The 19,670-nt window shown below is 64.8% G+C and carries 15 protein-coding genes; 3 read left to right on the forward strand and 12 right to left on the reverse strand.

Annotated features, from left to right (window positions below):
• Positions 1-637 precede the first annotated feature (637 nt).
• The gene (selD, locus tag QN224_RS08960; RefSeq protein ID WP_283976368.1) at positions 638-1,690 is read left to right on the forward strand and encodes a selenide, water dikinase SelD; all 1,053 of its coding nucleotides are present in this window, start codon (positions 638-640) and stop codon (positions 1,688-1,690) included.
• An 82-nt stretch (positions 1,691-1,772) separates the two neighbouring features.
• Here selD and QN224_RS08965 read toward each other — a convergent pair whose 3' ends face one another.
• Positions 1,773-2,717: a pyridoxamine 5'-phosphate oxidase family protein gene (locus QN224_RS08965; protein WP_283976369.1), complete on the reverse strand. Its 945-nt coding sequence runs from the start codon at positions 2,715-2,717 to the stop codon at positions 1,773-1,775.
• Positions 2,718-2,843: 126 nt separating this feature from the next.
• Entirely contained in the window at positions 2,844-3,455 is a 612-nt protein-coding gene (locus QN224_RS08970) for a glutathione S-transferase (protein WP_283976370.1), read from the reverse strand.
• Positions 3,456-3,575: 120 nt separating this feature from the next.
• Here QN224_RS08970 and QN224_RS08975 point away from each other — a divergent pair, with 120 nt between their 5' ends.
• The gene (locus QN224_RS08975) at positions 3,576-4,481 is read left to right on the forward strand and encodes a LysR family transcriptional regulator (RefSeq protein ID WP_283976371.1); all 906 of its coding nucleotides are present in this window, start codon (positions 3,576-3,578) and stop codon (positions 4,479-4,481) included.
• A gap of 154 nt (positions 4,482-4,635) precedes the next feature.
• Here the strand turns inward: QN224_RS08975 and QN224_RS08980 are convergent, their stop codons facing one another.
• The 10 genes from QN224_RS08980 to QN224_RS09025 form a co-directional block, all read right to left on the reverse strand.
• On the reverse strand, positions 4,636-8,250 hold the full coding sequence (locus QN224_RS08980) for a hydantoinase B/oxoprolinase family protein (protein WP_283976372.1): 3,615 nt from the start codon (positions 8,248-8,250) through the stop codon (positions 4,636-4,638).
• Between the two features lie 342 nt (positions 8,251-8,592).
• Positions 8,593-9,621: a trans-3-hydroxy-L-proline dehydratase gene (locus QN224_RS08985; RefSeq protein WP_283976373.1), complete on the reverse strand. Its 1,029-nt coding sequence runs from the start codon at positions 9,619-9,621 to the stop codon at positions 8,593-8,595.
• 132 nt (positions 9,622-9,753) lie between these two features.
• Positions 9,754-11,445 (reverse strand): aconitase X, encoded by a 1,692-nt coding sequence (locus QN224_RS08990; protein ID WP_283976374.1) that lies wholly within the window; start codon positions 11,443-11,445, stop codon positions 9,754-9,756.
• The gene (locus tag QN224_RS08995) at positions 11,442-12,443 is read right to left on the reverse strand and encodes a 4-hydroxyproline epimerase (RefSeq protein WP_283976375.1); all 1,002 of its coding nucleotides are present in this window, start codon (positions 12,441-12,443) and stop codon (positions 11,442-11,444) included. Before QN224_RS08995 ends, QN224_RS08990 begins: the two co-directional genes overlap by 4 nt.
• Before the next feature lie 13 nt (positions 12,444-12,456).
• The gene (locus QN224_RS09000) at positions 12,457-13,707 is read right to left on the reverse strand and encodes an FAD-binding oxidoreductase (protein ID WP_283976376.1); all 1,251 of its coding nucleotides are present in this window, start codon (positions 13,705-13,707) and stop codon (positions 12,457-12,459) included.
• A gap of 7 nt (positions 13,708-13,714) precedes the next feature.
• On the reverse strand, positions 13,715-14,437 hold the full coding sequence (locus tag QN224_RS09005; RefSeq protein ID WP_269286411.1) for an amino acid ABC transporter ATP-binding protein: 723 nt from the start codon (positions 14,435-14,437) through the stop codon (positions 13,715-13,717).
• On the reverse strand, positions 14,430-15,080 hold the full coding sequence (locus QN224_RS09010) for an amino acid ABC transporter permease (protein WP_173511852.1): 651 nt from the start codon (positions 15,078-15,080) through the stop codon (positions 14,430-14,432). Before QN224_RS09010 ends, QN224_RS09005 begins: the two co-directional genes overlap by 8 nt.
• Before the next feature lie 12 nt (positions 15,081-15,092).
• A complete protein-coding gene (locus tag QN224_RS09015) occupies positions 15,093-15,758 on the reverse strand; it encodes an amino acid ABC transporter permease (protein ID WP_283976377.1) in 666 nt (221 codons plus the stop codon).
• A 173-nt stretch (positions 15,759-15,931) separates the two neighbouring features.
• The gene (locus tag QN224_RS09020) at positions 15,932-16,738 is read right to left on the reverse strand and encodes a transporter substrate-binding domain-containing protein (protein ID WP_283976378.1); all 807 of its coding nucleotides are present in this window, start codon (positions 16,736-16,738) and stop codon (positions 15,932-15,934) included.
• Between the two features lie 183 nt (positions 16,739-16,921).
• Entirely contained in the window at positions 16,922-18,439 is a 1,518-nt protein-coding gene (locus tag QN224_RS09025) for an aldehyde dehydrogenase (NADP(+)) (protein ID WP_283976379.1), read from the reverse strand.
• Between the two features lie 137 nt (positions 18,440-18,576).
• Here QN224_RS09025 and QN224_RS09030 point away from each other — a divergent pair, with 137 nt between their 5' ends.
• Positions 18,577-19,614, forward strand: coding sequence for an Ldh family oxidoreductase (locus QN224_RS09030; protein WP_283976380.1), 1,038 nt, complete (start codon positions 18,577-18,579; stop codon positions 19,612-19,614).
• The last annotated feature ends 56 nt before the right edge of the window (positions 19,615-19,670 follow it).

Here is a 19,670-nt window from a genome sequence, read left to right on the forward strand (position 1 = left end):
AATCGGGAGCATTGACGTTCGAGCGATTTCTCTCACATCTCCGTGAACCCATTTGACCGTTGCTGGCACGTGTTCCCCGGCAAATTGACGCTCTCACTCGGATCAACCATAATAACACTATGGGCTTGCACGCCGCTCCCGAGGCTCGGGGCATTGCGCACTCACGATCGCCATGGGGCGCCGCCGAAGCGGTGGGCCATTCCGGCCTGCGCCCGACGCATCTCCGGTTTTCCGCGAAATTTTCATCCGGGCTGCTGCACCGCGCGTCCGGTCAGACGCCACAGTACACGACAGTAATGCAATTGGCTTTGGCGGATGCCTTTTTTGCCCTCATCCCTGTGCTTGTCACAGGGATCCAGCAGCGCCGCGTCTGCGGCGCGGAAGGGTTCTTTCAGCCCAAGGACTTGGGCTGGCTGGATTCCTGTGACAGGCACAGGAATGAGGGCAGGAGGAGATGCGTTACCGTACCCCAACCAATGTGGCAGAAGCTGACTACTGTCGTGTACTGTGGTCAGGCGCGCAAACGTCGCTGTATCGCTTTGAATTGCTGTATCAATTCGCCCTTATTCGGCTCCGGTTCAATTCACACAATCGTGCCGCGTCGCGCGCGGTCCACAGGAAACATTGGGAGGCAACCATGGATAACGCGACCTTGCCGCGCCTGACGGCGCTTGCCCATGGCGGCGGCTGCGGCTGCAAGCTGGCGCCATCGGTCCTGCAGCAACTGCTTGCCGATCAGCCGGCCGGCAGCCCCTTTGCCCGCCTCATCGTCGGCACCGAGACAGGCGACGACGCCGCCGTCTGGCAACTCGACGATGAGACCTGCGTGATCGCCACCACCGATTTCTTCATGCCGATGGTCGACGATCCCTTCGATTTCGGCCGGATCGCCGCGACCAACGCCATATCCGACGTCTATGCGATGGGCGGAAAACCGATCATGGCGCTCGCCATTCTCGGCATGCCGATTGACAAGATGCAGCCCGAAATGGTGCGCGAGATCCTGAGGGGCGGCAGCGCAATCTGCGCCGAGGCCGGCATTCCGGTCGCCGGCGGCCACTCGATCGATTCGCCGGAGCCGATCTACGGCCTCGCGGTTATAGGCACTGGCTCGACCGCCAATATCAGGCGCAACAGTGGCGCGCGGGCCGGCGATGCGCTGATCCTGACGAAGGCGCTCGGCGTCGGGATCTACTCAGCCGCCTTCAAGAAAGGCGCGCTGCCAGCAGATGCCTATGCCGAACTCATCCAGTCGACGACGCTCCTGAACCGCATCGGCGCCGAGCTCGCCAAGCATTCTCCCGTCCATGCCGTCACCGATGTCACCGGCTTCGGCATTCTCGGCCACGCACTCGAGATGGCGCGAGGGTCGAAGAAGCGGATAGCGATCGATGCCGACGCCATTGCGCTCTTTTCCCATTGCGCCGAACTCGCAGAGCAAGGCTTCGTGACCGGCGCATCGCACCGGAACTGGGCAAGCTACGGCATGGACGTCACCTTGCCGGACGATCTTCCGCTATGGCGGCGCCACATCCTCACCGATCCCCAGACCTCCGGCGGCCTGCTCGTATCATGCCGAGCCGATCGGGTGGACGCACTGCTCGAAGAGATCGTGGCCGCAGGCTATCCCGCAGCGCGGATCATCGGGGCGGTCGAGGAGGGCGAACCGGGTTTGCGCGTCACGGCCTGACCGCGTCTTGTCGAGGAACTATTGCTCGATGTCGGCGATGTTCGCCAAGACGGCGGCGATCGCCCACGACTTCGAAGGCACGCTACCAGGTGCCGGTGGCGAGCGCGAAGGGTGACCATTCGGCAAAATCGTAGCGGATCGACAGCGCGTCCGGCCGCCAGACGATGCGGCGCGGGCGGAAACGCCAGTAGCGCTCTGCCCCTTCGAGAGGCTTGGCGGGATGGTCGAACATGAGCTCGGCCGCGCCGGTCATCTGCAGCAGGCCACCCGTCGACAAGTCCGGGAAGGCGAGCCCGGCGTGTGGATTAAGCGCGATATTGCCGAGCGTGTTGAAGAAGCGATTGCCGATGAAATCCGGGACCGTCAGCCAGCCGTCTTCGCCGACATCGACGAATCCCGCGCGGCCGCCGCGATGGGAAACGTCCACCTGCCGGCCGGCGGGAAGGTCCGCATAGGTGGCGACGAAGAAGGTGTCCGCTTGCCGGATCAGGGCGCGGGCGGGTGCATCGAGCTCTGAGCTCCAGGTGGGGGGTACCGCCGGCGGCTCCGACGGATCGCGGACGAATTGCACCTGGCGGAGCTGGATGTATTTCGGGCAGTTGCCGAAGCTCTGGCCGACGCTCAAATCGAACCCTCGCGGGTGCCGGCTGAGGATGCCGTTCAGCCGGTTACGGCGGCGGGTGGCGAGATCGATGCCGAGGAGGGCGAGCGAGGCGCCATCCTCCATGCCCGCCTCGGCCGGGTCCGCCGGCTCTCTGGTGAGCTCGGCGGTGAGCCGGCGAGCGTCCGGTGCATGGAGGAAGCCGGGATGCCCCGCCCGGAGCGTGGCCCAAACGTCGCCGTCCTGGTCGACCGCCCCCAGCACCACCATCGGCAGGAGGGGATAGAATTCGCGGTGCTGGTCGATCAGATGATCGCGCAGAACCCGGCGACCGATCTCGTCCATGCGCGCTTCCACACCGGACCGCGTCTGCAGCGCAAGCTCGCCCGCATGCCAGGGCGAAGGATCGAGGAGACGGCTGTCCATGATGTGTGACTCCCTAGATCACGATGATTTTGGGTCGAATCGACCCAAAATCATAAACGTTATCGATTCTAATAAGTTAGAGCGGGATGCGGGCGGAAAACCGCGCACACTTTTCCTCATCCCGCTCTAGGCTGCCAGACCGACAGGCGTCTTCTGGAACTCGACAAAGCCGGGCAGCGCCTCCATGCGGTTCAGCCAGGCGCGGATGTTGGCATAGGGCTGAAGGTCCACGTCGCCTTCCGGCGCGCTTGCCACGTAGCTGTAAAGCGCGACATCGGCGATTGTCGGCCGCTCGGCGGCAATCCAGCTCCGGCCCGCAAGCGCCGCCTCGATCAGCGTCAGGATCGCGTGAGCGCGGGGAATGACCTCTTCCGGCCGATAGGGCGCCTTGAATACGGTGATGAGGCGCGCCTGCGCCGGGCCATGGGCGATCTGGCCGGCGGCGACCGAAAGCCAGCGCTGAACGGCGGACGCGCCCTCGGGGTCTTCGGGCAGCCAGTCCGTGCGTCCCGTCTTCTTAGCGAGATAGACCAGTATGGCGTTGGAATCCGAGATGATCGTACCGCCGTCATCGAGCACCGGAACCTGGCCGAACGGGTTGAGCGCGAGGAACTGCGGCTCCTTGTGCTCCTTCCTGCCGAGATCGACGAGCACAAGCTCGTGCTCGATTCCGATCAGCGAGAGAAAGAGCCGGGCACGATGTGCATGGCCGGACAGCGGGTGATGGTAGAGCTTCATGTCTGTCTCCTGAGGAATAGAACGGCATCAAGATGATTGTTAAACGCGACGTTGATAAGCGCCCAGAAAGACACTAGACCATTTCACCGGACGCAATAATGCGCACGGAGCAGCAAGGCGATGGATCGCTGGCAGGCAATGCGGATCTTCGTGCAGGTGGTGGAAAGCGGCGGGTTTGCGCCTGCCGCCAAGATGCTGCACATGAGCCCGCCATCGGTGACGCGGGCGATTGCGAGGCTGGAGGAGATGATCGGCACGCGGCTGCTCGTCCGCACGACCCGTTCGCTAAAGCTGACGGCGGCGGGCGAAGGCTATGCGGCTGATTGTCGACGCATTCTGGCGGAGATTGCCGAGGCGGAGGCCAACGCGGCAGGCAGCTTCACGCATCCGGCAGGATTGCTCACGGTGACTGCGCCCGCCCTTTTCGGGCGCATCCACGTGCTCCCCGTCGTTCTCGATTTTCTCGATCGCTACCCTGCCATGCAGGTGAAGACCATCTTCGTCGACCGGGTGACCAACCTGGTCGAGGAAGGATTGGATGTCGCCGTGCGCATCGCGGCGCTTCCCGCCTCGGGCCTCATCGCTCGCCGCGTTGGTTCGGTCAGGCAGGTTCTCTGCGGCTCGCCGGATTATTTCGCCCGCTTCGGCGAACCGACGGAGCCGCAGCATCTTGCTCAACACCGCGTCATCGGCCGGGAGGGTCTTTTCGGCCATTCGGAATGGCTCTTCGGCCGTGACAGCAGCATTCGCGTTCCGATCAGCGCCCGTCTCATCGTCAACACCAACGACGCGGCCATCGCTGCGGCGGTCGCCGGTTGGGGACTGTCGCGCTTCCAGTCGTACCAGGTGGCGCCGGAGATAGAGGCCGGCCGGCTCAAGGTGGTGCTTGCCGATTACGAGCGCGCGCCGGTGCCGATCCACATCGTACACGCGGAGGGGCGCATGGTTTCCGCCCGGGTTCGTGCGTTCGTGGATTTCGCGGCCGAGCGCCTGCGGCGCCGCGCGGGCGTGAATGCCGAGGCTTGAAGACTAATGCATGTCGCCCAAAAGTGTGCAGCGGTTTTGCGACAACGACATGCATAAAAGCAAATGACCTAAGGCGCGTCGCATGAGTCTGATTGAACGCGACGCGCTTTAGAGGCGGGCAAGGCAAACCGCCGCCTCCGGCCAGCAGTCCGCCTCACGCTTTTCCGTAACCGCCCCCGGTCGGTGTCACGACGGTGAAGGCCTCGCCTGCTTCCAGAACCGTGTGAGCGCAGCCGGCCAGTTCCTCGATACGGCCGTCATTGCGCCGAACGCTGTTGCGCCCCAGTTCGCCCGGCTCTCCGCCCTTCAGCCCGAAGGGCGCGACGCGGCGGTGGCCGGAGAGAATGGCGAAATCCAACCGTTCGCGCGCGCGGATGGTGCGCGCGGTGCCATTGCCGGCCGACCATTTGCCGCGGCCACCGGAAGCTTCGCGAATATGGAAATCCTCCAGCACCACCGGGAACCGCGTTTCGAGAATTTCCGGATCGGTGAGCCGCGAATTGGTCATGTGGGTGTGGACCGCGTCGGCGCCGTTGTAACCCGGACCGGCCGGGGCGCCCGAGCAGATCGTTTCGTAATACTGATAGTTTGCGTTGCCGAAGGTCAGGTTGTTCATCGTCCCCTGCGCGGCGGCCTGTGCCTCGACGGCGCCGAAGAGGCAATTGGTGACGGCCTGGCTGACCTCGACATTGCCGGCGACGACCGCCGCCGGATAGCGCGGCGTCAGCATCGTGCCTTCCGGGATGACGATGCGGATCGGGCGCAAGCAGCCGGCGTTCATTGGAATATCGGCCTCGACCAGCACCCGGAAGACATAGAGCACCGCGGCGCGCGTCACCGGCGCCGGCGCGTTGAAATTGTCCGAACGCTGCGCGGACGTGCCAGTGAAGTCGACCGTCGCCTCTCGGCTTTCGCGATCGACGGAGATCTTCACGACGATCCGGCAGCCCTGGTCCATTTCGTAGGAGAATTCGCCGTCGCGCAGTTGGTCGAGTACGCGGCGCACGCTTTCGGCGGCATTGTCCTGGACGTGGCCCATATAGGCTTCGACCACGTCCTCGCCGAACTGGGCGATCATCTTCTTCAGTTCCGCGACACCCTTCTCGTTGGCAGCGACCTGCGCCTTCAGGTCGTTGACGTTCTGGAGGATGTTGCGCACCGGATAGCGCGCGCCGTTGAGAAGCTTCTCCAACTCCTCCTCTGAGAACCGGCCGCGGTCGATGAGCTTGAAGTTGTCGATATAGACGCCTTCCTCCTCGATATTGGTCGCAAGCGGCGACATCGAACCCGGCGAAATCCCGCCGATATCCGCGTGATGGCCGCGGCTTGCGACCCAGAAGCGGATCTCGCGACCGGCATCGTCGAACAGCGGCGTGCACACCGTCAGGTCCGGCAGATGCGTGCCGCCGTTATAGGGCGCGTTGATCAGGAACACGTCGCCCGGATGAATGACCGGGTTTTCCCGGATCGCGGTGGCGACGGAGGCGTCCATGGATCCCAGGTGCACCGGCATGTGCGGCGCGTTGGCGACGAGATTGCCGTTGTTGTCGAAGACCGCGCAGGAAAAGTCGAGCCGTTCCTTGATGTTGACCGAATAGGCGGTGTTCTGCAGCGTGACGCCCATCTGTTCGGCGATCGACATGAAGAGGTTGTTGAAGATCTCCAGCATCACCGGATCGGCCTTGGTGCCGATCGCGGTGCGCTCGGGCAGCGCCTTGATGCGTGTGAGAACGATATGATCCTTCGCCGTCAGCTCCGCCTGCCAGCCATCTTCCACCACGATCGTCTGGTTGGCTTCGATGACGATTGCCGGGCCCGCCAGCCTTTGCCCCGGCTCGATCTCGGAGCGCAGCACCACCGGCGCGTCGTGGAACTCACCTTGCGAATAAAAGCGGGTTCGCCGTCCGAGATCAGGCGCACCGGAGGTGATGGAAAGACCATCCGCTTCCATCTGCGCCGCACCGCCGCCGACCGTCTCGATCTCGACCGCATCGATCACCAGCGCCTTGTTCTCGGCGATGAAGCCGAAGCGGCGTTTGTGCAGGAGTTCGAACTCCCGGCGCAGTCGCGCGGCGTCGTCGTGCTCCGGAAAACGCGCCTCGACGGCGAGCGCGGTATCCGTGCCGGCATAACGGATATGAGCGCGAAGATGAGTGCGGACGAGATCCCGCGCGATGGCCTGCGCCTTAAGTTCCGCAAGGCACTCTTCCTGCAATTCACTGCCGAGCTCCGCCATTGCCGGCGGCGCCTGACCATCGAGCGTCACGCCGAGCGCCTTCTGCCGCGTCGCGCGAATGTCCGCGAGCCCCATCCCATAGGCTGAGAGCAGCCCCGACATCGGGTGGACGAGAATGTTCTTCATGCCGAGCGCGTCCGCCACCAGGCAGGCGTGCTGGCCGCCGGCGCCACCGAAGCAGCTCAGCGCGTAGCGCGTCACGTCATAGCCGCGCTGCACGGAGATCTTCTTGATCGCTTCGACCATGTTGGCGACCGCAATGCGGATAAAGCCGTCGGCGACCTCTTCGGGGCTGCGCTCATCGCCGATTTCGGACGCGAGTTCGGCAAAACGCGCCCGCACCGTCTCGACATCGAGCGGCAGGTTCTGCTCCGGTCCGAACAACGCCGGAAAGAATTCCGGCATCAGTTTGCCGAGCATCACGTTGGCGTCGGTCACGGCGAGCGGGCCGCCGTTGCGGTAGCAGGCGGGGCCTGGATTGGCACCGGCCGAATCGGGGCCGACGCGAAAACGCTCGCCGTCGAAATGGAGGATCGAACCGCCGCCGGCGGCGACCGTGTGGATCAGCATCATCGGCGCCCGCACGCGCACGCCGGCGACCTCGGTCTCGAAGGCGCGCTCGTATTCGCCGTCGAAATGGGCGACGTCGGTCGAGGTTCCGCCCATGTCGAAACCGATGATCCGGTCGAATCCCGCCGCCTCTCCCGTCTTCGCAAGGCCGACGACGCCGCCTGCCGGACCGGAAAGGATCGCATCCTTGCCCTGGAACATGTCCGCCGCCGTCAGGCCGCCTGACGACATCATGAACATGATGCGGGCACCGGAACGCCCGACGTCGAGTTCCTGCGAGACCTGCGCCACATAGCGGCTCAGCACCGGCGAGAGATAGGCGTCGATGACGGTGGTGTCACCGCGCCCGACATACTTGACGAGCGGCGAGACCTCGTGGCTGACCGAAACCTGTTCGAAGCCCATCGCGCGAGCGAGGCGCGCCACCAGCGCCTCGTGGTCGGGATATCTGTAGGCGTGCATGAAGACGATGGCGATCGCCCGGTAGCCTTTCGCCTTCAGGTCTTCGAGGGCATGCCGCGCATCATCCTCGCTCAAGGGGCGCTCGATCGTACCGTCGGCGAGCACGCGCTCGTCGAGTTCGACGATGTCCTGGTAGAGCGCTTCCGGCTTGATGATCTCGGTCGCAAAAATCTTCTTGCGCTCCTGGTAGCCGATCCTCAGCGCATCGCGGAAACCGCGCGTGGTGATCAGCGCCAGCCGCTCGCCCTTGCGTTCGAGAAGCGCATTGGTGGCAACGGTCGTGCCCATCCGCACCTCGCCGATCAGGCCCGCCGGTATAGGTTCGCCGGCTGGAAGCCCGAGAAGCTGCCGGATGCCGTGCACCGCCGCGTCGCGGTAAGCCTCGGGATTTTCGGAAAGAACCTTGCGCGCGTGGAGCGCGCCGGCGGGATCGCGGCCGATAACGTCGGTGAAGGTGCCGCCGCGATCCACCCAGAAGTCCCAGGTCCCGGTTCCGCTCATCTTCACTCCCTTCGCTTCCCGCATCCGCTTCTACAGCGCCGCGCGTCTAGTCAGACGCGCAAAGGACGCTGGAGCACTCTGAAGTGCTCACTGAAAGCGGATAAGATGCTCAAGATCAATCCGAAATGTCGCGCGATAAGGCGAGGAAGCACTTCGCATTCGTCATTCAGCGGCTGGGGAGCGGTATGCGCCGTTGTTGCGTTCGGCATGACCGAGGCGGGGATAGGCCCCGCGATAGCCGAGGAGCCTGGCCCTGTCGGTCGCTGCGCGATCGATCCGTGCCTTGCGGTTTGCCAGCGGCAGCGTCCGCTGACCGTCTCCCCTTGCCGCGGTCGAACCGGCTCAGCGAGCGCCCCAGGTGTCGGTCAGCCGGTAACCCTCGGGCCAGGGATCGGAAGGATCGAGCATGTGCTGATGAACGCCGGTGATCCAGGCGCGGCCCGAGATTTCCGGCAGGATCGCCGGCCGACCGCCGACCTCGGTCGTGCCGACGATACGGCCTGTGAAGGTCGAGCCTATCAGCGATACCGCCGTCAGCCTGTCCTCCGGACCCATCTCGCCGCGGGCGTGCAACACGGCCATGCGTGCAGAAAGCGCCGTGCCGGTGGGCGAGCGGTCGACCTTGCCCGGCTGGATGGCGACGGCCGCTCCGGCGCGCAGGCCCTCCGCCGTGCGCTCCACGGGTCCCGCGAAGAGGCAGAAGGAGAAATGCCGCCAGTCGGGATTTTCGGGATGGTGAAAGCCGAGCTGCGCATTGGCTGCATTGGTGATCCTCACGCCGAGGCGAGCGATATCATGGGCCTCATCCGACTTGAGGTTGAAGCCCATTGCAGCAGCATCGACGATAACGAAGCTGTCGCCGCCATAGGCGGTGTCGACGGTCAGCGTGCCGACGCCCTCGACCTCGAGCTTCGCGTCCAGCCGCTCCGCGAAGCTCGGCAGGTTCTGCACGAAGATGCGTTCGGCCTTGCCGTTGCGGCATTCGGCGCGGACGCGCACGAGACCGCCCGGCGCTTCGAGCGTGATCTCCGTCACCGGCTCCTGCATCGGGAGGATGCCGCTGTCGAGGAGCACAGTGGAGACACAGATCGAATTCGAACCGGACATGGGCGGCGTGTCTTCCGGTTCCATGATGATAAAGGCGGCATCGGCCTCCGGGTGCTTTGGCGGAACCAGCAGATTGACGTGGCGGAAGACACCGCCGCGCGGTTCGTTGAGGACGAAGTTGCGCAACATCTGGTCGCGGGCGATCCAGCGGCTCTGTTCCCAGATCGTCTCGCCCGGCGGAGGCGCAACGCCGCCGACGATGACATCACCCACCTCGCCTTCGGCGTGGGCGGAGATGACATGAATGGTTTTCGTGCTGCGCATCGCGAACTCCTTTCGGGATAACTACAGCGCCGCGCGTCTAATCAGACGCGCAAAGGTCGCTGTAGCGCTTTGAATTGCTGCATGTTTTTGTCCCTAAATCGGCTCCGATTTAAGGAAACATGCAGTAGTCGGTCAGGATAACCAGTCGGGCAGCCGTGCCGGGACGTGCCCGGTCAGAGCCGCGGTGACGCAGTCGGCGAGGCTGCCGAAGCGCACGGTGCGGCCGGAGAGACCGGGACCGTAATGGGCGTATTTGCCCGAATTGGTGATCAGCGCGCGGGTCTTGGTCGGGAACACCGGCTCGGAAATCGAGCACCAGCAGAGGTCCGGCAGAACCTGCACGCCGCTCATCTCGAGCCGGGCGAGCGTACCCTCGCTGCGCGCCTCGGCGATGACCTGGTGCGCGGACGTGACGATCACCACGACCTCGGGATGCCGCATGCGCCCGCCGAGCGCATCGGCCAGCGCGCGACATTCGCCAAGCGAGGCATGCGGGCTGCCGATGGCGACGAGTTCCACTTGGTCCGGTCCGTCGTTCAAGCTCGACCATGCGGCGGCCATGTCGGCACGGGAGATGGTCGCGTGGTCGGCATCTTCGGCCGCTGCACCGCCCGCCTCGGGCGTGACGCCCTCCACATGCAGCATCGGCGCGGCGGAGGTGGTGCCGAAAGCGGCGCAGAGCGCCTTGAGGTCGTCGCGCGTGGGCTGCCCCGCGGCGAGCCCGCGCAGGAGCGGTATGCGATCCGGCGCCGCGCGACCGGCGAGATAACCGACCAGCGGCCAGAATGCATCGTCCACGTCTTCCGGCAGGTCGACGTCGATCACGCGTCGGGCCTTCCTGTGTTCGTCCAGGTAGACGCCGGAGCGTGGCGCGCGTCCGGCCAGCGCGATGCAAAGGTCGAGAAAATCCGGATGCTTCGCCGTCCGTGCGCCGAGAACGCTGTTGGCGAAGATCACGGCGTTGGATTCCGCCCAGGCGATGGATTCGCCGGCGCGCGGTGCACTGTCGAGCAAATAGGGCGAGCAGGTGAAGGTTGGACGGCAGCCCATGCGGACATAGGCGTCGGCCAGTCGCGCCGCCGGGTCGCCGAAGGCGGCCGGCACTCCCTGCGCCTGCCAATTGGCGCGGTCAACCGAAATGGCGTTCATGGTCGTCGGCACCCGGACCTCAGCCCCCATCTCCGCCATCTTCTCGGCGAAAGTCAGGTTGGCGGGGCTCGCATAGATGCAGCCATCTATATGGCCCTGCACCACGTCCACCAGCCCTTCCGCTCCCTGCTGCGCCGCCATGGCGCAGATGATGCGCATGGCCTGCTGGACCGCGACGCCGTCGCGGCCATCGAGCATGGCGCGGTCGGCCTCGGAAAGATCGAGGGCAGCCGTCGCCGGTGGTTCGACCGTGATCGTCAGACCATCCGCCTCGATCGCCGCCTCGCTGATCCGCGCTGTCTCTGCTTGCGAAAGCGCTTCAAAGGCCTTGCGCGAGACACGCAATACCGGCAGCGGCTTGCCGAACATTTCGGCGGCGATCAGCGCGCCGAGGGTCAGGACGTCCTCGGCTTCGCAGAATACCAGCGCGGCCGGGGCGCGACCCGTCAGCGCAAGGTCGAGCAGCACGCCCGAGCCGGTGCAGGAGCCGCGGCTCGACGGCATCAGCAGGATGCCGCCGGTCAGACAGCTGCCGTGCAATGGATGGTGCACGTCAATTACCCGGCCGGTCGCCGGATCGACCCCGCCCCAGAAGCTCAACGCCTCCACAGTGCCGACGATAGGGCCACGGGCGGTGCCTCCCAATATGCTGCGAGCCGAGATCGATCGAGTCATTTTACGACAAATCCATGAGCAAAGGGGTCACGGTCGTCAATGAAGATCGTGTTGATGCCAGTCATCCGCGCCCATCCGGCGATGGAAGGAACGATGGCATCGCGGTCCGCGACCTTGGTCGCGGCCTCGACACGGCCCTTGAACAGCGAGCCGATGATCGATTCATGCACGAACTCGTCGCCGACCTTGAGCTTCCCTTTGGCGGCGAGCTGCGCCATGCGGGCCGAGGTGCCGGTACCGCAGGGCGACCGGTCAATGGCCTTTTCGCCGTAGAACACGGCGTTGCGCGCATGCGCCTCAGCCTGCGTCGGCTTGCCCGTCCACTGAATGTGGCTGAGGCCCCGGATCTCCGGATGCTCGGGGTGGACGAATTCATATTTGGCGTTCAATGCCGCGCGCAGCTTCGGGCTCCAGCCGACGAGTTCGCCGGCCGTATGGTCGGCCATGTCGCGGAAGTTCTTTTGCGGCTCGACGATGGCATAAAAGTTGCCGCCATAGGCAACGTCGACGACGATTTCACCCAGGCCCTCGACTTCGGCGGTCAATCCCTCGGCATAGAGAAACCCGGGCACGTTGGTCAGGCGTACCTCCTCGACGAAGCGACCCTCCTGGCGATAGGTGATGTCCACCTTGCCGGCCGGTGCGTCGATCGACAGCTTGCCGGGCTCGCGCGGGGTGATCAGCCCGTTCTCGATCGCCATGGTGATGGTGCCGATCGTGCCGTGACCGCACATCGGCAGACAGCCGGAGGTCTCGATGAAGAGCACCGCGACGTCGCAGTCCGGTCGCGTCGGCGGATAGAGGATCGAGCCCGACATCATGTCGTGCCCGCGCGGCTCGAACATCAGGCCCGTGCGGATCCAGTCGAACTCTCTGAGGAAGTGGGCGCGCTTCTCCAGCATGTTGGCCCCCTCCAGTCTCGGCCCGCCGCCGGAAACGAGGCGGACCGGATTGCCGCAGGTGTGGCCGTCGATGCAGGAGAAGGTGTAGGTGGCCATGGTCGGTGCCCTGTCAGAATCTTTGTGGCGAGAAGGATTGAATGTCGATGGCCGGCCTCTGGCCGGTCAAGAGATCGGCGACGAGCCGGGCGGTCCCCGCCGATTGCGTCAGTCCGAGGTGACCGTGGCCGAAGGCGTAGATCACATGCGGCGTGGCGCGGGCGCGGCCGATCGCCGGCAGGCTGTCGGGCAGTGACGGGCGGAAGCCCATCCATTGCACGCCACCTTCGCTTTTCAGCCCCGGCAGGAAGGTCTGCGCCTTCTTCAGCATGGCTTCCGCGCGACGGAAGTTTGGCGGCAACTTCAAGCCACCGAGTTCCACGGCACCGCCCACCCTGATGCCGGTCGAAAGCCGCGTGACGACGAAGCCATGGCCGCCGAAGGTGACCTGGGTCCGCAGGTCGAAGGCGTTCGAGGGAAGCGTGGTATTGTAACCGCGCTCGGTCTCGAGCGGAATGCGCTCGCCAAGGGTGCGGGCGATACGGTGCGAGAAGGCGCCGGCCGCAAGCACCACGTGGCGGGCACGCCGCGTCTTGCCGTCCGCCGCAGTCAGGTCGATCCCACCCTCGACCGGCCTCAGCGCCACGATCTCGGCGCGTTCGATCGCACCGCCGCGGGCGCCGAAATGATCCGCAAGCGCCAGCGTGTAGAGCTTCGGATCGGCGATCGAGTACCAGCCGGGCGTGAAGGTCCCATGGGCGAAGCGCGGTGCAAGGCCGGGCTGGATCTCGCGCATGGCTGAAGCGTCGAGGTGACGGAACTCGATGCCGTGCTCCGCCCGCGCCTTCCAGCCGGGCAGCGAAGCCTTCAGTTCGGCCTCGCTTTCATAGACCTGAAGATTGCCTTCCTTGCGCAGCATCGGCAAGGTTCCGGTCGCCGCAAGGAAGGGCTCCAGCTCCGCCTTCGACAGGTCCATCATCGCCGTTTGTGCTGCCGTCGAATGCGCCACCCGCTTCGGCGAGCAGGCGCGCCAGAAGCGGAACATCCACGGTGCGATCTGTGCGGCGTAGGCGGGCGGAACGGTCAGCGGCCCGAGCGGGTCGAGCAGCCACTTCGGTGCCTTCTTGAGGATGCCTGGCGAGGCGAGCGGCAGAATGTCGGTGAAGGCGAAAGCCCCGGCATTGCCCGCGGAGGCTCCGGCAGCAGGGCCCTCGCGATCGAGCACGGTGACCAAAAGCCCCCGTGCCTGGGCCGCGATCGCCGCGGAAAGGCCGACAACGCCGGCGCCGATGACGATGAGGTCAGGCTGGGCTGCATCCTTCATGATCGCCTCAGTGCGTCGCTGCGAGGAACTTCTGCAGTTCGGGATCCTTCGGTGCACCGAAGAGCGCTTCCGGCGGCGCGATTTCCGCCATCACGCCCTTGTGGAAGAAGGCCACCCGGTCGGACACCTCGCGGGCGAATTTCATCTCGTGCGTGACGCAGATCATAGTCATGCCCTCGGAGGCGAGCATGCGCAGCGTATCGAGAACTTCGCCGACAAGCTGGGGATCGAGCGCCGAGGTCACTTCGTCGAACAGCATGTATTCCGGCGACATGGCGAGCGCGCGAGCGATTGCCATGCGCTGCTGCTGGCCGCCCGACATGCGGGCCGGATAGACCGAGAGCTTCTCGCCGAGGCCTACATGGGTGAGCTGCTTGACGGCAATCTCCTCGGCCTTCTCCTTGGAAAGGCCGAGCACCTTGCGCGGCGCCAGCATGACGTTCTCGAGAACGGTCAGGTGCGGGAAGGCGTTCCACTGCTGAAAGACGATGCCGATCTTGCGGCGCAGTTTGTTGAGGTCGGTCGTCTTGGCGTGGACCTCGGTACCGTCGACCATGATGCGGCCCGCATCGATCGGCTCGAGGCCGTTGATGCAGGTGAGCAGCGTCGATTTCCCGGAGCCGGAGCCGCCGATGACCGTCACGACTTCACCCTTCTCGACGGTGAGGTCGATGCCTTTGAGAACCTCCAGCGAGCCGAAGGATTTGCGGACGTTCTGGATCTCAATCATTGGACCACCGTTTTTCAAGATAACCGCCGAGCCGGGCGATTGGGAAGCTGATGAGGAAGTAGATGGCACCGCAGATCATGAGGATGAGCAGCGGTTCCTGCAGGCGGGTGACGAGCACCTGCGAGGCGCGCAGCAGTTCGATCAGACCGAGCCAGAGCACGAGCGCGGAGTCCTTCATGACGCCGAGCGTCAGGCCGATCCAGGACGGCAGCGAAACGCGGGTGGCGAGCGGCGCCACGATGTAGCGCATGTCCTGCCACCAGGTCATGCCGAGCGACCGGGCGGACCGCCGTGTCGTCGGCGGCACCGAGGCGATGCCGCCGCGCACGATCTCGGTGCAATAGGCGGCCGTATAGAGCGACAGCACCACGCAGGACGTCGTGAACGGAGGCCAGCCGAGCTTGGCGATCGACTGGAAGGCGTTGCCGAGGACGAGCTGGATCAGCAGCGGCACCGAGCGGAAGACGTCGAGCAGGAAGGTGAGCGGCGCCGACCAGTAAGGACCGACCTGGTTGCGCACGACGCCGAAGATGACACCGAGCACGGTGCCGGCCGCGACCGAGACGGCCGTGACCGCGAGCGTCATCAGCGCACCCTGTGCGAGAAAGCCGAGGTCACTTAGGGTGAGGGCGGTATTGAACATCTCTCACCTCTCTCAGTAGCGGAACAGGCGCGAGGCGAGCGCACGCGCCGCCAGCGTCACTGCCTTGGCGATGACATAGTAGATCACGGCGGCAAGGGCGAAGAATTCGAAGGTGCGGAACGACCGCGCGTTCAGCTCCTGGGTGACGCCGGCGAGATCAGAATTCATGCCGACGGTGACGCCGAGCGACGTCATCAGGATCGCCCAGACCATCTGGTTGGTGGCGGGCAGGAATGCAACGCGCAGCATCTGCGGCAGGACGATGTAGCGGAAGGCCTGCACCGGGGTCATCCCGAGCGAGCGACCGGCGCGCGTCTGGGTGTCCGGAATGGCCTTGAGGGCACCGCGGAAATTCTCCGCAAGGTAGCCGGCATTGTTGAAGGCGATCCCGACGAGCAGCGCCGTATAGGGGCTCAGATGGATGCCGAAATTGCCGAGGCCGAAATGGGCCATGTAGATCTGGAACAGTGCCGGGGTGTTGCGGGCGATCTCGACCCAGGTCGCGGTAATGCCACCAAGGGCGCGGTTCCCGGACAGGCGGCAGGCCGTCAACGCGAGCGCGAGTGCGAGGCCGATGACCATCGACAGCAGCGCCACCTGCAAGGTGATCAGCGCTCCGTCGAGCATCTGCGGCAGGGCCTTCAGCGCCTGGTTCCAATGGAAGGTATAACTGAACATTTTCGTCTCACCCCTTCGGAAACGAATAGCGGCGCGAGGCTACAGCGCCGCGCGTCTTATGAGACGCGCAAAGGACGCTGTAGCACTTTGAATTGCTGCATGTTTTTTCCTTAAATCGGCTAGGATTCAAGGAAACATGCAGTAGGCCTCGCGCCGCAAGAGAAGCGGCTTGATCAGCGATAGACGCCGTTGACCGTCAGCTCCGGCACCTCGCCGCCAACCCACTTTTCGTAGAGTTCCTTGTAGCGGCCGGTGCGAACCTGCTGATTGATGAACAGGTTGAGGTAGTTGATGAGGCCGTATTCTTCGCGGTTGGTGAAGAGCGCCACATAGTCGGTGTCGAACGGCGCCTTGCCAACCACGGAGATACCGGCGAACTTGCCGGTCTTCACATTGGCCTGGGCGACAGTCGAGGTCGACACGGTGGCGTCGATCTGCCCCTGGCTCAGCGCAAGGAAGACGTCAGCCTGCGTCTGGTAGGGGCGGAACTCACCGGCGCCCCAGGCCTTGACCTGGTTTTCCAGTGCGATCGCTTCGAACGTGCCTGCCGTGGCGCCGACGACCTTGCCCTTCATGTCTTCGAAGGACTTGATGCCCGACTTGTCGTTGGCGGTGACGGCCATCTCGAAGGCGAAGTACGGCATCGTCATGCCAACGGTCTTGGCGCGCTCCAGCGTGTCCGAGGTCGAGGCGACGCCGACGTCAACACGGCCCGACATGAGAGCGGGGATGCGTTCCGGGAACGGGGTTTCGACGATCTCGGCCGTTACGCCGAGTGCCTTGGCAAGGTCGTTGCAATAGTCGACGTCGAAGCCGACCGGATTGTTGTTCTCGTCGCGAGAACCCATCGGTGGGAAGTCGAGCACAACGGCACAGCGCAGCGTGCCCGAGCCAATGATGTCATCAAGTTTGTCGGCATGGGCCGGGCTGGTCAGAGCCGTGGCCGCAACGAGGCCGAACGCGAGCACCGAGGTCTTCATTATCTCTCTCTCCCTGAAATGGTGTGCCGTCTTACGGCGGCGGACTATTCCGCATTGAAGCGCACAAATCAATTGCAAAAATACAAGAAAAATACAAAAAGTATATAGCCGGGCGCCTAGACGCAATTAAAAGAAGCTTTCCCTTGTGGAAAAGCTCCTTTTATTGCTTGCACGCCGTTTGGATCAGCCGAGGAAATCCTCCGGCAGCAGGCCCTCCGGCATGTTTTGGTAGGCCACCGGACGCAGGAAACGTCGAATCGACAGGGTGCCGACGCTGGTTGCCCCGAAATTGGTCGAGGCGGGATAGGGTCCTCCATGCACCATGGAATCGACCACTTCAACCCCGGTCGGGAAGCCGTTGACCAGCACCCGCCCCGCCTTGCGCTCAAGTACCGGGCGCAGGCGCCGGGCCGCGTCCAGGTCGGCGGAATCCATGTGGATGGTCGCGGTCAGTTGTCCCTCGAACCCGCGCGCGAGTTGCTCCATCTCCTCGAGCGAGCCCACCCGGACCACGAGCCCCAGAGGTCCGAAGACCTCCTCGCCGAGCGCATGATCTGAGAGGAACTGCGCGCCGGTCGTCTCGAAGAGGTTGGGCGAGGCGGTGCGATCGGACGACTGAGTGACGAGCAACGGCTTGACGGCGTTGCGGCTGGCAAAGCGCGCCTGCCCGTCATGATAGGCTTTGGCGATGCCGTCGGTCAGCATCGTCTGCGGCGCGACCTTGGCGAGCGCCTCGACAGTGGCTGTCGTGAAGCGGTCCGCGGCGGCACCATTGACGACCACGGCGATGCCTGGATTGGTGCAGAACTGGCCGGCGCCCATGGTCAGCGACCCGGCCCAGCCTTGGCCGAGCGTCTCCGCCCGGGCGTTCAGGGCTTCCGGCAGCAGGAACATCGGGTTGACCGAGCCGAGTTCACCGAAGAACGGGATCGGCTCGGGCCGTGCGGCGCAGAGATCGAAGAGCGCACGGCCACCAGCCAGCGAACCGGTGAAGCCGACGGCCTTGATCAGTGGGTGCTGCACCAGGGCATGGCCGACTTCGCGGCTACCGCCCTGGATCAGCGAGAACACGCCGGGGTGGACGCCGGTCTTGCGGATGGCTGCCTCGATCGCCTGGGCGACGATTTCACCGGTGCCTGGATGCGCCGAATGGCCCTTCACGACCACGGGGCAGCCCGCGGCAAGCGCCGCAGCGGTGTCGCCGCCGGCTGTCGAGAAGGCGAGCGGGAAGTTCGATGCGCCGAAGACGGCGACCGGACCGATCGGCCGCTGGATGAGCCGAATCTCCGGGCGCGGCGCCGGCTGGCGGTCCGGCATCGCCGCGTCGAAGCGGCGGTCCAGGTGCTCGCCCTTTTCGATGTGGTCGGCGAACAACCGAAGCTGCCCGGTGGTCCGGCCGCGTTCACCCTGCAGACGAGCCTCGGGCAGACCGGTCTCCTGGCTGCCGATCTCGGTGATGGCGTCGGCACGGGCTTCGATCTCGTCGGCAATGGCGCGCAGCAAGGCCGCGCGCTCCGCCCGCGAGGAATAGCCAAAGCTCCAGAAGGCTTCCTCGGCCGCCTCGCAGGCCCGGTTCACCAGTTCGACGGTGCCTATGGCAAAGTGATGCACCGGGCCGTGGGCCGGGGCGGAGCCGAATGTGCCCGCGCCGTCGAGCCATTCGCCGGCGACGAGGTGTTTTCCTTTTGGGGTAAAGACCATCTGACGTTCCTTTCTCAAAAAATCGGTACTTCGGCAAAGATCAACCCGCGAACGAATTGCACTTGTCGAAACTTTGTATACTGTTTGTATGCACGACATCAACCGTTGCGCCGCCCGTAGCGACAGGAGGCAATGCCATGAGCGAAACCACAACCCTTCCCATCAGTGCTCTGCACGAGCGCGTCGACGCGATCTTCCGCAAGGCGGGGCTCAATAGCGTTCAAGCTGGGGCGCTTGCTCGCGTCATCGTCGCCGGCGAGCGTGACGCCTGCAAATCGCACGGTATCTATCGCATTGAAGGGGCTCTGCGAACAGTAAAGGCGGGGAAGGTGAAGCCGGACGCCGTGCCGGAACTCCAAAAGCAGGAGGGGTCGGCCATCGTTAAGGTGAACGCCAAGGGCGGCTTCGCCAATCCGGCCTTCGAGCTCGGCCTGCCTGTCCTGGCCGAACGTGCCCGGGTGCTCGGCCTCGCCGCACTCGTCATCAACGATTGCACGCATTTCTCGGCGCTTTGGCCTGAAGTCGAAGGACTGACGGGCGAAGGGCTCGCCGGCCTCGTCATGTGCCCGAGCTATGCGACCGTGGCGCCTACCGGCGGCAACAAGCCGCTGCTCGGTACCAATCCCTTCGCCTTCGGCTGGCCGCGCGAAGGCAAACCGCCCTACGTCTTCGACTTCGCGACCTCCGTTGCAGCGCGCGGCGAGATCGAGTTGCACCGGCGAGCCGGAAAGCCCTTGCCGGAGGGTTGGGCTATCGATGCGGACGGCAAGCCGACGACCGATCCTGAAGCGGCGCTCGCCGGCGCAATGTTGCCGTTCGGCGGCCACAAGGGCTCGGCGATTGGAACGATGATCGAGCTTCTCGCGGGCATCATGATCGGCGACCTGACGAGCCCCGAAGTGCTTGATTACCTCGGCACGACCACCTTGGCGCCGTTCCACGGCGAACTCATCATCGCCTTCTCGCCGGAGACCTTCGCGGCCGGACGGCCGGGCAATCCCTTTGCCCGCGCGGAGGTTCTGTTTGAGGCGATCGTCGGTCAGGGGGCCCGCCTTCCCTCGCAGCGGCGCTTCCTGGCGCGCGCCAGGTCTGAGGCAGAGGGCGTCGTCTTGACAAAGGCCGAGATCGACCAGCTCGAGCGGCTCCTCGCCTTTGGGTTGGACGCGGTCGCGTAAGGTAAGGCGTCTGCACGTCGCGCGTCCAATCGGACACGTAAGGTCGCCATAGCACT

The sequence above is a fragment of the Sinorhizobium sp. 7-81 genome (assembly GCF_030124405.1).
Classification (GTDB): Bacteria; Pseudomonadota; Alphaproteobacteria; order Rhizobiales; family Rhizobiaceae; genus Sinorhizobium; species Sinorhizobium psoraleae.

Bases quoted from the DNA above. Each gene is read 5' to 3' on its own strand.
- QN224_RS09000 (WP_283976376.1), bottom strand. From the start codon at position 13,707: ATGAAGGATGCAGCCCAGCCTGACCTCATCGTCATCGGCGCCGGCGTT.
- QN224_RS08990 (WP_283976374.1), bottom strand. From the start codon at position 11,445: ATGACTCGATCGATCTCGGCTCGCAGCATATTGGGAGGCACCGCCCGT.
- QN224_RS09010 (WP_173511852.1), bottom strand. From the start codon at position 15,080: ATGTTCAATACCGCCCTCACCCTAAGTGACCTCGGCTTTCTCGCACAG.
- QN224_RS09025 (WP_283976379.1), bottom strand. From the start codon at position 18,439: ATGGTCTTTACCCCAAAAGGAAAACACCTCGTCGCCGGCGAATGGCTC.
- QN224_RS08975 (WP_283976371.1), top strand. From the start codon at position 3,576: ATGGATCGCTGGCAGGCAATGCGGATCTTCGTGCAGGTGGTGGAAAGC.
- QN224_RS09005 (WP_269286411.1), bottom strand. From the start codon at position 14,437: ATGATTGAGATCCAGAACGTCCGCAAATCCTTCGGCTCGCTGGAGGTT.
- QN224_RS09015 (WP_283976377.1), bottom strand. From the start codon at position 15,758: ATGTTCAGTTATACCTTCCATTGGAACCAGGCGCTGAAGGCCCTGCCG.
- QN224_RS09020 (WP_283976378.1), bottom strand. From the start codon at position 16,738: ATGAAGACCTCGGTGCTCGCGTTCGGCCTCGTTGCGGCCACGGCTCTG.
- QN224_RS08995 (WP_283976375.1), bottom strand. From the start codon at position 12,443: ATGGCCACCTACACCTTCTCCTGCATCGACGGCCACACCTGCGGCAAT.
- selD (WP_283976368.1), top strand. From the start codon at position 638: ATGGATAACGCGACCTTGCCGCGCCTGACGGCGCTTGCCCATGGCGGC.
- QN224_RS09030 (WP_283976380.1), top strand. From the start codon at position 18,577: ATGAGCGAAACCACAACCCTTCCCATCAGTGCTCTGCACGAGCGCGTC.
- QN224_RS08970 (WP_283976370.1), bottom strand. From the start codon at position 3,455: ATGAAGCTCTACCATCACCCGCTGTCCGGCCATGCACATCGTGCCCGG.
- QN224_RS08965 (WP_283976369.1), bottom strand. From the start codon at position 2,717: ATGGACAGCCGTCTCCTCGATCCTTCGCCCTGGCATGCGGGCGAGCTT.
- QN224_RS08980 (WP_283976372.1), bottom strand. From the start codon at position 8,250: ATGAGCGGAACCGGGACCTGGGACTTCTGGGTGGATCGCGGCGGCACC.
- QN224_RS08985 (WP_283976373.1), bottom strand. From the start codon at position 9,621: ATGCGCAGCACGAAAACCATTCATGTCATCTCCGCCCACGCCGAAGGC.